The organism is Cobetia sp. UIB-001 (assembly GCF_044789135.1).
Lineage (GTDB): Bacteria > Pseudomonadota > Gammaproteobacteria > Pseudomonadales > Halomonadaceae > Cobetia > Cobetia amphilecti.
The window spans coordinates 3,528,481-3,543,815 of the sequence record NZ_CP058244.1 but is presented as its reverse complement, the minus strand read 5'-3'; the positions used below and the strand labels follow the sequence as shown (position 1 = coordinate 3,543,815).

The following is a 15,335-nucleotide window of genomic DNA, read 5'->3' as shown; positions in this document are numbered from 1 at the left end:
AGAGTTAAGGACGAAAGAGCGACAGGCCAGCCCGCCTGATCAGGGGGCTGGGTCATCCGTCGCGGCGTCGGGGGAATCACTCGCGCCACTGGTGTGCTTCTCGGCGCGGTTGGCCTGCAGGGTGCGCGTCAGCAGCGCACGCAGCGCGGCGGGTCGCACCGGCTTGAGCAGCAGGTGATAGCCCGCACGGCGCACTTCCTCGGCGACCTCATCGGTGCGGTCGGCGGTGATCACGATGCCCGGCACCGAGCCCGCCAGACGTTCATCCAGCGCGTCCAGCGCCATCAGGCCAGTCACCTCGTTGTCGAGGTGGTAGTCGGCGAGGATGGCATCCGGATCACCATCCAGGTTGCGGATCACCGACTTGGCGCCGCCGATCGAGGTCGCCGTGAACACCTCGCAGCCCCAGCCGGACAGCATCGCCTTCATGCCCTCGAGAATCAGGCTCTCGTTGTCGATGCACAGGACACGAGTGCCGGTCAGCTTGTTGCCGGCGCGCTTGCGAGCCGGCACGGCATCCGGCAGCTCGGCCGCCGGCAGCTCCTTGCTGATCGGCACGCTGACGGCGAAGACGGTGCCGATGCCGACCCAGCTGCGCACCGTGATCGGGTGGTCGAGCACCCGGCTCATGCGTTCGGCGATCGACAGTCCCAGGCCGAGACCCTTCTCGCTTTCCTTGTGACGCTCGGTCTGATCGAGACGCCGGAATTCCTGGAAGATCTCGGTCAGCTTCGACTCGGGAATGCCGGGGCCGGTGTCCCAGACCTCGATGCGAATGCGATCGCCCAGACGGCGACAGCCCAGCAGCACATGGCCCTGGCGGGTATAGCGCACCGCGTTGGAGAGGAAGTTCTGCACGATGCGTCTGAGCATCTGGCCATCGGAGTCCACCGCCAGCTGCGTCATCACCACTTTCAGGTCCAGTCCGCGGTCTTCCGCCATCACCTCGAACTCGGCCTTGAGCGGCTTGAGGATGTCGGAGAGGCGGAACACGCTGCGGCGTGGCGCCAGTGCCCCGGCATCCAGCTTGGAGATGTCGAGCAGGGTGCTGAGCAGTTCCTCGGCGGCCTGCAGCGAGTTGTCGATGTGATTGGTGGTGGTCTTCATCTCGCCTTCGACCTGCTGGGCGAGGGCGGAGGTGAACAGACGCGCCGCATTCAGTGGCTGCAGCAGGTCGTGGCTGGCCGCGGCCAGGAAGCGCGTCTTGGAGGCGTTGGCATCCTCGGCCAGCTGCTTGGCCTGACGCAGTGCCTGCTCGGCCTCGGCGCGCACGCGGTTCTCGGTGCGCAGGGCCTCGTTGACCTGTGACAGCTCCTGGGTACGCACGCGCACGCGCTCCTCCAGGTTCTCGTTGGTCTCCTTGAGGGCGATCTCCGCCAGGCGTCGCTCGGTGATGTCCTGATAGAGCGCGAAGAAGCCGAGGATGTTGCCCTTGGTGCTGAAGTGCGGCGTATAGGTGACCAGCATGTAGCGCACGCCGCCTTCCGGGGCTTCCAGCGAGATCTCGAAGGAGACGCGCTCACCTGACAGCGCGCGCGTCATCCACGGCGCGCGTTGGCGATAGATGTCTTCCGGCATCGCCTCTTCGGCGGGCTCGCCGATCACGGCGGTACGGTCGATGCCCATCACCGCTTCATAGGCACGGTTGGTGAAGAGGTAGCGACACTCCTTGTCGAAGTAGGCGATCAGCGCCGGCACGTTGTCGGTGTAGATGCGGATGTTGTTTTCCGAGCGGATCAACGCCTCTTCGGTGCGCTTCTGTTGGGTGATGTCCTGATAGGTGTAGACGAAGCCGCCACCGGGCATCGGATTGCCCTGGATCTCCATCACGCTGTCATCCTGGCGATAGCGCACGTAGCGGTGCGGCTCGCCGTTGCGGATGGCATCCAGCAATTGATCGACGTGCTCTTCGGGGTCGCCCGGGCCGTATTCGCCGTTGTGGGCGTTGTAGCGGAAGATGCGATCGATGGGCGCGCCGACCCGGATCAGGTTGTCAGGGAAGCGGAACATGTCCAGGTAGCGCTGGTTCCACACCACCAGGCGCATGTGCTGGTCGACCACGCTGATGCCCTGGTGGATGTTCTCGATGGTCGCCTGCAGCAGGGCGCGATTGAATTCGAGCACCTGCGAGGCTTCATCGACGATGGAGATGACATCCGAGATACCGATGCCGCGACCCTGCAGCGCCGAGTTGACGACGATGCGTGCCGAGGAGGCGCCGAGTACCGAGGCCAGGAAGCGTTCGGTGAACTGGATCAGGTCGATGGAGGCGCGTGCATGCAGCTCCAGCGGCTGGCCACTGCGGCGTGCGTAGTCCTCGAAGGCGCGCTCGACCTGCTCGTGGCTGAGGAAGCGTTCGCACAGGACGCGCAGGTCCGAGACGGAGGTGGAGCCGGTCCAGGGGCGCGAGACGCTGGTCTGGCGGGTCTCGACACTGTCGACGAACAGCGAGGCCTGGATGCGCTCGACCACGCGCTGCGGCGTCATCTGCGAGACGAAGATGTAGCAGAACAGGTTCAGGCCGAGCGACAGCATCACGCCGTGGGTCAGCGGGTCATTGAAGCGGAAGCCGAACAGGCCATGCGGCGACAGCCAGTCGATGCCCAGCGGGCCATGATTGACGATCTCGGTCGGCATCAGGCCCGCCTGTGCCAGTGCCGGCACGAGCAGGGTCCAGGCCCAGACCGCGAAGCCGACATTCAGGCCGACGATGACGCCGAGACGATTGCCGCGCTTCCAGTAGAGGCCACCCATCAGCGAGGGTGCGAACTGGGCGACGGCGGCAAACGACAGCAAGCCGATGGCCGAGAGGGTGCTGTATTCGGCGATCAGCAGATAGAAGCCGTAGGCCAGCGCCAGGATCATCACGATGGTCAGACGGCGTGCCAGTAACACGATATGGCTGTAGTCGCGCGCCTCGGTATCGAACCAGCGCAGGCGGAACAACAGCGGAATCACGATCTCGTTGGAGATCATGATCGAGACCGCGACGGCGGCGACGATCACCATGCCGGTGGCGGCGGAGAAGCCGCCGATGAAGGTCAGCAGGGTCAGCCAGGTCTGGTCCGCCGCCATCGGCAGTGCCAGCACGAAGCTGTCCGGTGACACCGAACCATCGGGGAACATGGTCAGGCCGGCGGCGGCGATCGGCAGCACGAAGAAGGAGATGGCGACCAGGTAGATCGGGAACATCCAGCGCGCACGCCGGGCGTCATCGTGGTGGGTGTTCTCGACCACCGCGACGTGGAACTGACGCGGCAGGCAGAAGATCGCCAGCATCGCCAGCAGCGTCTGGGCCCAGAAGCCGGTGCCGAAGGTCTGGGTCTCCAGCTGCTGTTGCAGCTCCAGATAGGTATCGGCCTTGGTGAACAGGTCGCCCAGGCCATTGAACATGCCCCAGGTGACATAGACGCCCAGGGTCAGGAAGGCGACCAGCTTGACCAGCGATTCGAAGGCGATCGCCTGCAACAGGCCGACATGGTGCTCGGTGGCGTCGGTGTGGCGGGTGCCGAACAGGATGGCGAACAGCGCCATGATCGCCGCGACATAGAAGGCGGTATCGCCCAGCCAGGCGGTTCGCGTGACATCGCTGGTGTCGGTGAGTACCTGATAGGCACTCGAGACGGCCTTCAGCTGCAGGGCGATGTAGGGCAGGGTGCCGACCAGGGCCACCAGCGAGGCGAACACCGCCAGCGACTGCGTCTTGCCGTAGCGCGAGGCGATGAAGTCGGCGATCGAGGTGATGTTCTGGCGCTTGGCGACCCGAATCATCTTGAGCAGGATCGGCCAGAACAGCAGACAGGCCAGAATCGGCCCGATGAAGATGCTCAGATAACTCCAGCCGCTGGTCGCGGCCTGCCCGACGCTACCGTAGAAGGTCCAGCTGGTGCAGTAGACCGCAAGCCCCAGACTGTAGACCGCTGGGCGCCGATTCGGCGACCCGTGTTTCTTGGCGTTGCGATCCCCCCGCCATGCAATCGTGAACAGCACCGCGATATATGCGAGTGCCACTGCGATCAGCCACCAACCCTGGAACATGTCGCTCTCCTCTCTGGAAGCGCCATTCTACGCAGCCCCGCCACGAGTCCCAAGCACTGTGCATGACAGACTCGGCGTCTTGAGAGTCGTGGGGAAGAGGCTGTGTCATCCATTGCCACGCAGACGCCTCGATGATTGGCGTCAAGAAGCCGGAAATGGCGTCTGCACTTCGGGCCTGTTTTCCGGCATCGGCCAATGTCATGCGCGCAATATGCCGAAGCTTTCACCGATCATTCTTCGCCCATTTGGCCAATAGACCAAGGGATTGCATCTTTAGGATATTAATCAACTTGTTGATTTCAAAGGAATTGCATCGTTCTCAACTTTGCTCCATCAGGGGTGACTGACATTCTCGACTAAAGTCAGCCTGCAACGTTGCAGGGCCTTGTCTACTGTCAGATTCGAGTCGCCAAGTTTCCTGTCATGCCTTGAAAGGCGCAGGAAATACCCATCAACCGCCGAGAAAGGATCATCCGCTGACGGGTGGTCATCGATCTCCGGATCGCCAATCACTCCACTTCGCCAATCACAATAACAATGCGAGAACACCATCATGAAGGAAGCGAATGCCAAGGCGTATTGGTCCGCCAATATCAAACTGATCATGGGCTATCTCGTGGTCTGGTTCGTGGTGTCCTATGGATGCGGGATATTGCTGGTGGACGTGTTGAACAACATCCAGTTCTTCGGTTTCAAGCTGGGCTTCTGGTTTGCGCAACAGGGGGCGATCTACTTCTTCCTCGCGCTGATCATTCTGTATGCCCGTTCGATGAACAAGCTCGATGAGCGCTTCGATGTTCACGAGCAATGAGTCAGTGACACGCCGGGCACAGGCCGCTCGTCGTGACGCGCCGTTGTGTGAATAAGAACAATATGATCGACATCGCCAAGGACACTGCCAATGGATGTTCAACTGCTGACCTATCTGTTCGTGGGCGCGTCATTTGCGCTCTATATCGGGATCGCGGTGTGGTCGCGAGCCGGTTCCACCAAGGAATTCTATGTCGCCGGGGGTGGCGTACACCCCATCGCCAACGGGGCAGCGACCGCCGCTGACTGGATGTCGGCGGCCTCGTTCATCTCGATGGCGGGCATCATCGCCTATGTCGGTTATGACGCCTCCGTCTACCTGATGGGCTGGACCGGCGGCTACGTCCTGCTGGCCATGCTGCTGGCGCCGTACCTGCGCAAGTTCGGCAAGTTCACGGTGCCGGACTTCGTCGGTGACCGTTACTACTCCAGCGTCGCGCGCACCGTGGCGGTGGTCTGCGTCATCTTCATTTCCTTCACCTATGTCGCCGGCCAGATGCGCGGTACCGGCATCGTCTTCGCGCGCTTCCTCGAGGTGGACGTGAACGTCGGCGTGGTGATCGGCATGGCGATCGTCTTCTTCTATGCGGTACTCGGCGGCATGAAGGGCATCACCTATACCCAGGTGGCCCAGTACTGCGTGCTGATCTTCGCCTTCCTGGTGCCGGCGGTGTTCCTGTCGATCATGATGACGGGCCACGTGCTGCCGCAGACCGGTTTCGGCGGCACCCTGGTTGATGCCCAGGGCAATGACACCGGCGTCTATCTGCTGCACAAGCTCGATCAGGTGGTGACCGATCTCGGCTTCCGCGAGTACACCGAGGGTTCCAAGTCCATCATCGATGTCTTCTTCATCACCGCCGCGCTGATGTGCGGTACCGCGGGTCTGCCCCACGTCATCGTGCGCTTCTTCACGGTGCCGACGGTCAAGGATGCACGTATCTCCGCCGGTTGGGCGCTGTTCTTCATCGCACTGCTCTACACCACTGCGCCGGCCGTGGGTGCCTTCGCGCGGGTGAATCTGGTCGAGACCGTCAACGAGACGGCCTATGAGGAGCTGCCGGGCTGGTTCTACAACTGGGAGAACACCGGGCTGATCGGCTGGGTCGACAAGAATGGCGACGGCATCATCCAGATGCGTGGCGGTGATCCCTTCGCGGGCAAGCCGAGCTACGAGGGCAGTGCCGACAGCCAGGCGGCACGCGGCGAACACGGTCAGCGTCTGGTGAGCAATACGCCCACCGACAATGAGAGCGAGGTCTACATCGATCGCGACATCATCGTGCTGGCCAACCCGGAGATCGGCAATCTGCCGGCATGGGTCATCGCGCTGGTGGCGGCGGGTGGTGTGGCGGCAGCGCTCTCGACGGCGGCAGGCCTGTTGCTGGTCATCTCGTCGGCCATCTCGCATGACCTGCTCAAGAAGACCTTCAAGCCGGACATCAGCGAGAAACAGGAGCTGGTCGCGGCACGTCTGGCGGCGGCAGTGGCCATCGTGATCGCCGGGTACTTCGGTATCAACCCGCCAGGCTTCGTGGCGCAGGTGGTGGCCTTTGCCTTCGGGCTTGCGGCATCGAGCTTCTTCCCGGTCATCCTGCTGGGGATCTTCTCCAAGCGCATGAACAAGGAAGGTGCCATCGCGGGCATGCTGGTCGGCCTGGTCTTCACCTTCAGCTACATCGTCTACTTCAAGTTCATCTCGCCGGAACTCAACAGCGCCGAGAACTGGTTGCTGGGTGTGTCACCGGAGGGGATCGGCTCGCTGGGCATGGTGCTCAACTTCGTCGTCGCGGTCATCGTCTGCAAGATGACTCCGCCGCCGCCCGAGCACATCCAGCATATCGTCGAGGACATTCGTGTTCCGCGCGGGGCCGGAACAGCAGTGGATCACTGATTCAGGCAGCAGGGCCTGTTCGCGCAGCACGCAGCATCGGCGCGAACAGGCCCCCGTTTCCCGAAGCCCCGTCTTGCACCTGCAGGCGGGGCCTCGTGGTTTGAGGGCTCGTGCATCGATCAGCGGTGTACGCGCAGAGGGGAGTCGCTGTCATGCAAGCGTCACTGGTGGATATCGCGTTCGAGGAGCCGCCGTTCAGTCTGCTGGATGAGCGTCTTCGGCAACGGCTGGCCGAAGGGGTGGATCTTCACTATTTCGAGGCACTGGCGCAGCCGCTGGTGCCGGGGGCCGTCGGTGAGGCGGTCTACATCATTCACAAGGGCGAGGTGGCGGAACTGGCCGCCGACTCGGCACTGCCGGACGCCGCCACGCTCGACAAGGCGCAGCGCGAGGGGCTGGATGCCTGGGTCAGTCTGCGCATCGGCCATTACACCGCGGGGGACCTGTTCGGGGCGCTGACGCTGCTCAATGGCCATTGCCGCACCCGCTTCGTCTGCGAGCAGGAGACGCTGTGCTATCAGCTGCCCGCAGAGCTGTTCTTCTCGCTGTGCGACGAGTGTCCTGCCTTCGGTGAGTACTTCCAGCACAGCCTGAGCGACAAGGCGCGGCTGCTGGCGGCGCAGCGTGACACCCGTCAGGGCGCGAGTCGCGACCAGGCGGGCTTCATGCTGGCGCGGGTGATGGACTGCATGCGTCCGCCGCTCAAGCTGGCGGCCAGCGCCAGCATCGAGCAGGGCGTCAAGGCCATGCAGACGGCGGGGGCGGACAGTCTGATCATCTCTGTCGAGGGCCGTCAGGGCGTAGTGACACGCACGGACCTGCTCAATGCGCTGGTGATCCAGGGCTTGGCTCCCAACCATCCGCTCGCCTCGCTGGGCAGCTTTGCGCTGGTGGCGGTCACAGCGGAGGAATATCTGTTCCAGGCGCTGGTGCAGATGACCCGCCACCGGGTCGCGCGGGTCGTGGTCAAGGAGCGCCTGACGCCTGACGCGGCGGTCGTCGGGGTCATCGAGCTGACCGACGTGCTGGGGTTCTTCTCCAATCGCAGTCAGCTGGTGAGTCTCGAGATCGAGCGCGCCTCTGACATGGCGGCGCTTGAGCAGGCCAGTGCGCGTCTGCCGGAAATGGTCAGGGCGCTGGCGATGCAGGGAGTCCACATGCGCCATGCGATGGCGCTGTTGAGTGCGCTCAACGGGCGCCTGATCGAGCGCACCTTCGCCATGCTGGTCGAGGAGGAGCACCGGGCCTCGAGTTGCCTGATGCTGATGGGCAGCGAAGGGCGCGGCGAACAGATCCTCAAGACCGATCAGGACAATGGGCTGATCATCGCCGATGGCCACCAGTGGCCCGAAAACGAGGACACCCTGCAGCGCTTCAGTGACGCCCTGGCGGGTCTCGGCTATCCACCATGCCCGGGCAACATCATGGTCTCCAATCCTGAGTGGGTCGCCACCGAGTCGCGCTGGCGCGGCAAGATCGCACGCTGGTGCGCCGGGCGCGATGGCGAGGCGCTGATGAATCTGGCCATCGTCTTCGATGCGCGCGCCAGCGGCGGCAATGAAGCGCTGGTCGACAGCTTGCGCGGCCACCTGGTGCGCCACGCCACGCGCGATGAACTGCTGCTGTCACACTTCGCGCGCCCGGCGCTGCATTTCTCGACCCCGCTGACGCTGTTCGGCTCCTTGCGCTCGCCGCGACACGGCATCGATATCAAGAAGGGCGGCATCTTCCCCATCGTGCATGGCGTTCGCACCATGGCGCTGGAACGCGGAGTGATGGCCACCGGCACCTTCGCGCGGCTTGAGGCGCTGGTCAGTGATGGGCGTATCGAGGCCAGCGACAGCGCCGACCTTGCCGAGGCATTGTCACTGTTTGCCGAGTTGCGTCTGCGCCAGCAGCTGCGCCATCTGGAAGAGGACGAACATGGCGCTGCCGCTGGCGGGGCCAGCGACTCGCGAAGGGATGGCCAGGACAAGACCTCGGCGGCGCGTGAGGCGGGGAGTCGCAACCTGATCATCACCCAGTCGCTGTCCTCGTTGGAGCGTGATCTATTGCGCGATGCCCTGAGTCGGGTCAAGGACTTCAAGCAGCGCCTGTCACATCGTTATCACCTGGAATACTGAACCGGCCTCAAGGCCGAGGGGAGGTGGCATGTTCGAACAACTGAGACGCGCCAGTGATCGTCGTCGTCATGCGCAGGGCGAGTTCGCCGAGCTCTTTCGTCCCTGGCATGCCGCCGAGCGGGGCGGGGAGCGTGTGGCGCTGGACTGCGAGACCACCAGTCTCGATGTCGGCCACGCCGAGCTGGTCTCGCTGGCGGCGGTGCGTTTCGATGCGCGCCATATCCATACCTCCAGCGCCTTGTCACTCTACCTGCAATGCCCGCAAGGTCTGCAGGGCGACTCGATTCGCATCCATCGTCTGCGCGGTATCGATCTGCATGGCGGAGAAGCGCTGGGCGATGCGCTGCGACAGCTGCTGGAGTTCATCGGCAATCGTCCGCTGGTGGGCTGGTGCATCGACTTCGATGTCGCGGTGATCAACCGTCACCTGCGGCCACGCTTCGGCTTTGATCTGCCCAACCAGCGTCATGATCTGGCGCGCGATTACGCCCGGCGCTGCAAGCATGAGCAGCCGGAGGCCGCCCCGGACCTGCGCTTCGAGGCGATGGCTGACGCCTTGGGAGTGCCGGTGATCGGTCGCCACAGCGCGCTGGGGGACGCCGTGACCAGTGCGCTGATGGCGCAGCGCCTGATGCAGGCACCGCTGTCGCCCTCGCTGGTCAGTCAGGCCTGAGCGAGGCTTATGGCAGGGGCTGGGCAGGGGCTGGGCAGGGGCTGGATGAGAGTCAGGCCCGGTATCAGACGTCTCATCAGCCGACATCATCCTCAAGGCTATTATTCCAAGGTCTGTTGCCGGAATGTCCAATGGCCCGGCTCACTGCCTTTGTCCACACTGGCACCCATACGACACGCCCACTGCGGCGAGAGGTCGACTCTGATTACACGCCAGTGCACTACCGGCCAGCAGGACGGCCAAGCCATGCAGGATGCAATACCGAGCAGCTTTGATAACCATAATGAAGCGGCGACAGCGAGCAAAGGCCACGCGTGATACGGACCTGCTGTCAGCCAGCCTCTGTCAGGCCTGGGGACGGAATCATTCTCTTCAGGATCGTCATCACTGCGCCAGGTGATGACTGTCGGGCCCCGGGCATCTGCTCGGGGCCCGGCTTCAGATAAGGCATCCGCCCACGATTGCCTTCCTTATGACTCAGGGGTACTTGCCCACGAGGTGCGACATGCTGATCGCGACCAATACGCTGTTGATTCTTGGCCTGGCCATCGTGCTGTTTGCCTACGGCCTCTATATTCGCCGGACACAGGACATGCGCGGTGTGCTGATGTTCTGGTCACGCAAGCTTGCGCTCACTGCGCTTGAATTCAGACTGCAACGTTTCGGTATCCTCGTGATGCTGGGCGGGGTGGTGATCCGCTATCTGGAAGTGCTGCGCCTTTTCTAGCTTGCACGGACGTCCTGCAAGCGCCGCTGTTCCCCACGGCGCATGCCACACGCCAACGCCCGCTGACTGCGGGCGTTGGCGTATCTTGCGTCGGCGTCCCGCCACCTGGCCCGACAGGGGGCAGGCACCCCCGCCTGAAGCACGCTGCCTCTGTGACCGTCTACTGGCCAATGCTAGACTGTGCGCCCTTCCAAACTGCCAGCCTGATGCCCCATGTTCACACCCGATAGCGAGCTTTCGTCCAGCCCCACTGATGCGGCCACTGCCAAGCGCGAACTGAACAAGTTGCAGAAGCGCCTGCGGCGCAATGTCGGTACCGCCATCACCGATTACGGCATGATCCGTGATGGTGACAAGGTGATGGTGTGCCTGTCCGGGGGCAAGGATTCCTACACCATGCTGGATATCCTGATGAACCTGCAGCGCAATGCGCCGGTGCAGTTCACGCTGGTGGCAGTGAATCTCGACCAGAAGCAGCCCGGCTTCCCGGAACATGTGCTGCCGGCATGGCTCGAGTCGGTGGGCGTCGAGTACCACATCCTCGAGCGCGACACCTATTCCATCGTCAAGGAGAAGGTGCCGGAGGGCAAGACGACCTGCGGGCTGTGCTCGCGCCTGCGTCGCGGCTCGCTGTATGGCTTCGCCGCCGAGATCGGCGCGACCAAGATCGCCCTCGGTCACCACCGCGACGACATCCTCGAGACGCTGTTCCTGAACATGTTCTTCGGTGGCAAGCTCAAGACGATGCCGCCCAAGCTGCTCTCCGATGACCAGCGCCATATCGTGATTCGTCCACTGGCCTACTGCCGTGAGTCCGATATCGAGGCCTATTCCAACGCGCGCGAGTTTCCGATCATTCCCTGCAACCTGTGCGGCTCGCAGGAGAATCTGCAGCGTCAGGTGGTCAAGGAGATGCTGCAGGACTGGGAGAAGAAGCATCCGGGGCGGCTGGAAACCATGTTCCATGCCGTCACCTCGGTGGCGCCGTCACACCTGGCAGACCGCGACCTGTTCGATTTCGCCGGCCTGGATGAGCAGCGTGATCGCTTCCAGGCATCGCGCATTGATGCATTGGACATGAGTTCCGAGCAGGCCGGCATGGCCGATGACCTGTTCGAGGCCGAGCGCCGCGTCAAGCCGCTGGCCGACTCGGCGGCCTCGCTGGGGCATGAGCTGTAAGCCACGCGCCCCTGGCCATCGTCAGACATCATGAACGCCACCTCGCTTGCGGGGTGGCGTTCTGCGTTTCAGGCGGTCTGCTGCCATCCCGGCCTTGATGGATGGCGCACCTAGCGTGAGTCAGGGTTGAAGGCCCGCGACCATTGTCGTCTCGCTTGCTGGCGCGACAGTCCGCATGCTTTGGTCATGTCAGGTGACTTAAGGGCAGGGAGGCGGCGATGGGCAATGATGTGGACAGTGACGAGCGCGGCAATGGCCAGCAGGGCCAGCGACTGGCGGCGACCGTGTTGCATGGTTTCGATGAATATCGATCACGCTTCAAGCAGATCTCCAGTGATGCGCGGCGACGCTTCATCGAGGCCGACTGGCGTGAGGCACAGCAGGCCTCCGCCGCGCGCATCAACCTCTACGACGAGAAGGTCGCCGCCACCATGGAGCGGCTGGAGCGTGCCTTCGAGCCCGACCGCCTGTGCGAGTGCACCCTGTGGGGCGAGGCCAAGCGGCAGTACATGGCGCTGATCGATCAACGCCTCGACTACAAGCTGGCCGAGACCTTCTACAACTCCATCTTCTGCAGCGTGTTTTCCCATCGTCACATCCACGACGACTGGATGTTCGTCTCGCCATCCCGCCAGAGGCCGGCACGCCATTCCGGCTTGAGCATCAGCCATCGTGTTCCGGTCGAGGGTGACTGGGCCGGGGCACTCGAATCCGTGCTCAACGAGGCGCCACTGGGGATCGCCTTCGAGCATCAGGGGCGCGATGTGACGCTGGGCGCCGAGATGTTGCTCGCGACGCTGCCTGAGGCGGTGCGCGATGCGCCGGATGCCGCCTTCGAGATGCTGCGCAGCGTCTTCTATCGCAACAAGGGGGCCTATCTGGTCGGGCGCATCGAGGGTGGCGGCCAGACCCTGCCGCTGGTGTTGCCGGTGCTGCATACCGAGCGCGATGGCGTCTATCTGGATACCGTGATCATCGAGCCGGAAGAGGTCTCGATCATCTTCTCCTTCACGCGGGCCTATTTCCAGGTCGAGATCGAAGTGCCCAGCGAGGTGGTCGGGTTCCTGCAGACCCTGATGCCCGAGAAGCCCATCGGCGAGCTGTACGCCGCCATCGGCTTCTACAAGCATGGCAAGACCGAGCTGTTCCGCGGCCTCAACCAGCATGTGGCGAGTCGCTCCGATCAGTTCATCATCGCGCCGGGCGTGCGCGGCATGGTGATGGCGGTCTTCGTGCTGCCCAGTTACCGGCTGGTGTTCAAGCTGATCAAGGACCGCTTCGCCCCCGGCAAGGACATGAGTCGTGATCAGGTGCGCGAGAAGTACCGTCTGGTCAAGCGCCATGATCGCGTCGGGCGACTGGCCGATACGCAGGAATTCTCGAATTTCACCGTCGGCAAGGACCACTTCGACCCGGCCTGCCTCGAAGAGCTGCTGGAGGTGTGCAGCTCCTCGATCAGCCTGCGCGGCAACAAGGTGCTGATCCGTCACTGCTATACCGAGCGCATGATGACGCCGCTCAACCTGTATCTCGAGGAGTGTGACGCCGAGGAAACCCGCGCGGTGCTCAATGATTATGGCAATGCGATCAAGCAGTTGGCTGCCGCTGACATCTTTCCCGGCGACATGTTGCTCAAGAACTTCGGCGTCACGCGCCACGGGCGGGTGGTCTTCTATGACTACGACGAGATCAGCTACCTGACCGAGTGCAACTTCCGTGAGATTCCCGAGGCACGTTACCCTGAGCAGGAACTGGCCAGCGAGCCCTGGTATTCGGTGGGGCCCAACGACATCTTCCCCGAGGAGTTCGGCCCCTTCCTGTTTGCCGATATTCAGCTGCGCAAGCTGTTCTACGAGCTGCATCCCGAGATCTTCCAGGCCAGCTGGTGGCGTGGCCTGCAGGACGCCATCGCGCAAGGGCGCGTGATCGATGTCTATCCCTATCGCAACAAGCGGCGCTTCGGTGTCGATCGCAGTCAGGACTTCATCGATGACTGAGTGTGATCGCCATGCCCGCTGTTCGATCCTGTCCAACGCCAGAGAGAGTGCTAGATGAGTGAAGGCTTCAAGGACCCCGGTGCACGTCACGGACGCCATCTGGTCGTGTTGAGTGGCGCCGGCATCAGTGCTGAGAGCGGCCTGCGCACCTTCCGTGCCGAGGATGGCCTGTGGGAAGAGCATCGTCTGGAAGACATCGCGACGCCGCAGGCCTTCCGACGTGACCCCCAGCAGGTGCTGCGCTTCTACGATGACCGCCGCACCCAAGTGCGCCGCGCCAGACCCAACGCGGCCCACAAGGCGTTGGCTGAGCTGGAGCAGCACGGCTTTCGCGTCTCGGTCATCACCCAGAACATCGACGACCTCCACGAGCGAGCGGGCTCGCGCGAGGTCGTGCATCTGCATGGCGAGATTCTCAAGGCGCGCTCCAGCGTCGACCACGGCCTGCGCTATCCCTTGCCGCGTGGCGGCATTCGCCTCGGGGACCTGTGTGACAAGGGCAGTCAGCTGCGTCCGGACGTGGTGTGGTTCGGTGAGGCGGTGCCACTCTATGCGGTCGCCGAGGAGATCGCCGCCGAGGCGGACCTGCTGTTGATCGTCGGCACCTCGCTCAAGGTCATGCCGGCGTCCAACCTCTATGCAGCAGCGCCGCTGGATGCCCCCATCGTGCTGGTCGACCCGAATGCCGATGAACTGGCCGAGCCCGGCGTGCTACCGCTGGCCGAAAGTGCCGGTCAGGCGGTACCGCGCCTTGTGCGCCATTGGTTGTATCAGGGCCACCTGGGGCTGCCTGATACGTTATGATGCGCGCCTTCAGGCCTGCCATGGGAGGCGGGCCAGCAATTTCCGGGAAATCGATGCCCCGGGCGACCGAAAAGTGAAAAGCATGTTCGAGACGCTGAATCGTTTCTTCCCCTTGTGGGCGCTGGTCTTTGCCGGCATCGCCGTGGTGGCTCCGACGCCGTTCGTGGCGCTCAAGGACACCATTCAGCCTCTGCTGGCGCTGATCATGTTCGCCATGGGCCTGACCCTGTCGCGTGACGACTTCATACGCGTGGCACGTCGCCCCGGACCGATCGCGCTCGGGTTGCTGCTGCAATATAGCGTGATGCCGCTGGCCGCCTTCCTGATCGCGCGTCTGCTGGGGCTGGACCCGGCGCTGACGGTGGGCATGGTGCTGGTCGGCGCCACGGCAGGGGGAACCTCCTCCAACGTGATGACCTGGCTTGCCGGCGGGCACGTGGCGCTATCGGTCTCGATGACCATGGCCTCGACGCTGCTCTCCATCGTGATGACGCCGCTGCTGACCTGGTGGCTGCTGGGTACCGATATCAACGTGCCGGTCAGCGGCATGCTGCTGAGCATCGCCAAGCTGGTGGTCGCCCCCATCGTGCTTGGCGTGGTCGTGCACCACTTCGCGCGTGATCTGATCCGCGAGTGGGAGTCGGCATTGGCGAGTCTGGCCATGCTGGCCATCGTGCTGATCATCGCCATCGTGGTCTCGCTCAACGTCGGGCGCCTCGCCACGCTGGGCCCGCTGGTCGCGCTGGCGGTCGTGGCACACAATGCCATCGGTCTGAGCGCGGGTTACGGCCTGTCGCGCCTGTTCGGGCTGGATGAGCGCACCTCGCGCACCATCGCCATCGAGGTCGGCATGCAGAATTCCGGCCTGGCGGCGTCACTGGCCAGTCAGTTCTTCTCCGCCACGGCGGCGCTGCCGGGGGCGATCTTCTCCATCTGGCACAACGTCTCGGGGTCGCTGCTGGCAGGCTACTGGAAGCGTCGTCCGCCCAAGTTCGTGACCGGCAGCAAGCACCGCTACGAGGTCTGATCCCGCGAGTTGGCCGCCTGAGCTGTGATAGAGGAATATGAGAAAGGGACGCACATGCTAGAA

At 63.5% G+C, this 15,335-nt stretch carries 10 protein-coding genes; 9 read left to right on the top strand and 1 reads right to left on the bottom strand.

Annotation, left to right across the window (positions count from 1 at the left end):
* Positions 1-39: 39 nt before the first annotated feature.
* Entirely contained in the window at positions 40-4,038 is a 3,999-nt protein-coding gene (locus HA399_RS14635) for a NahK/ErcS family hybrid sensor histidine kinase/response regulator (protein ID WP_404325381.1), read from the bottom strand.
* Between the two features lie 553 nt (positions 4,039-4,591).
* Between HA399_RS14635 and HA399_RS14630 the strand changes: the two genes are divergently transcribed.
* The 9 genes from HA399_RS14630 (at position 4,592) to HA399_RS14590 (ending at position 15,272) form a co-directional block, all read left to right on the top strand.
* On the top strand, positions 4,592-4,849 hold the full coding sequence (locus HA399_RS14630; protein ID WP_043333789.1) for a DUF4212 domain-containing protein: 258 nt from the start codon (positions 4,592-4,594) through the stop codon (positions 4,847-4,849).
* Between the two features lie 90 nt (positions 4,850-4,939).
* Entirely contained in the window at positions 4,940-6,742 is a 1,803-nt protein-coding gene (locus HA399_RS14625; protein ID WP_404325380.1) for a sodium:solute symporter family protein, read from the top strand.
* A gap of 152 nt (positions 6,743-6,894) precedes the next feature.
* A complete protein-coding gene (locus HA399_RS14620) occupies positions 6,895-8,865 on the top strand; it encodes a DUF294 nucleotidyltransferase-like domain-containing protein (RefSeq protein WP_404325379.1) in 1,971 nt (656 codons plus the stop codon).
* Positions 8,866-8,893: 28 nt separating this feature from the next.
* A complete protein-coding gene (locus tag HA399_RS14615; RefSeq protein WP_348471572.1) occupies positions 8,894-9,538 on the top strand; it encodes a 3'-5' exonuclease in 645 nt (214 codons plus the stop codon).
* A gap of 505 nt (positions 9,539-10,043) precedes the next feature.
* Positions 10,044-10,265, top strand: a complete 222-nt coding sequence (locus tag HA399_RS14610) for a hypothetical protein (protein WP_043333792.1) — start codon at positions 10,044-10,046, stop codon at positions 10,263-10,265.
* A 213-nt stretch (positions 10,266-10,478) separates the two neighbouring features.
* Entirely contained in the window at positions 10,479-11,444 is a 966-nt protein-coding gene (gene ttcA, locus HA399_RS14605; RefSeq protein WP_082388814.1) for a tRNA 2-thiocytidine(32) synthetase TtcA, read from the top strand.
* 218 nt (positions 11,445-11,662) lie between these two features.
* Positions 11,663-13,441 (top strand): bifunctional isocitrate dehydrogenase kinase/phosphatase, encoded by a 1,779-nt coding sequence (gene aceK, locus HA399_RS14600; protein WP_404325378.1) that lies wholly within the window; start codon positions 11,663-11,665, stop codon positions 13,439-13,441.
* Between the two features lie 54 nt (positions 13,442-13,495).
* Positions 13,496-14,245, top strand: a complete 750-nt coding sequence (locus tag HA399_RS14595; RefSeq protein WP_052384572.1) for a Sir2 family NAD-dependent protein deacetylase — start codon at positions 13,496-13,498, stop codon at positions 14,243-14,245.
* 82 nt (positions 14,246-14,327) lie between these two features.
* Positions 14,328-15,272, top strand: coding sequence for a bile acid:sodium symporter family protein (locus tag HA399_RS14590; protein ID WP_043333793.1), 945 nt, complete (start codon positions 14,328-14,330; stop codon positions 15,270-15,272).
* Positions 15,273-15,335: the final 63 nt, after the last annotated feature.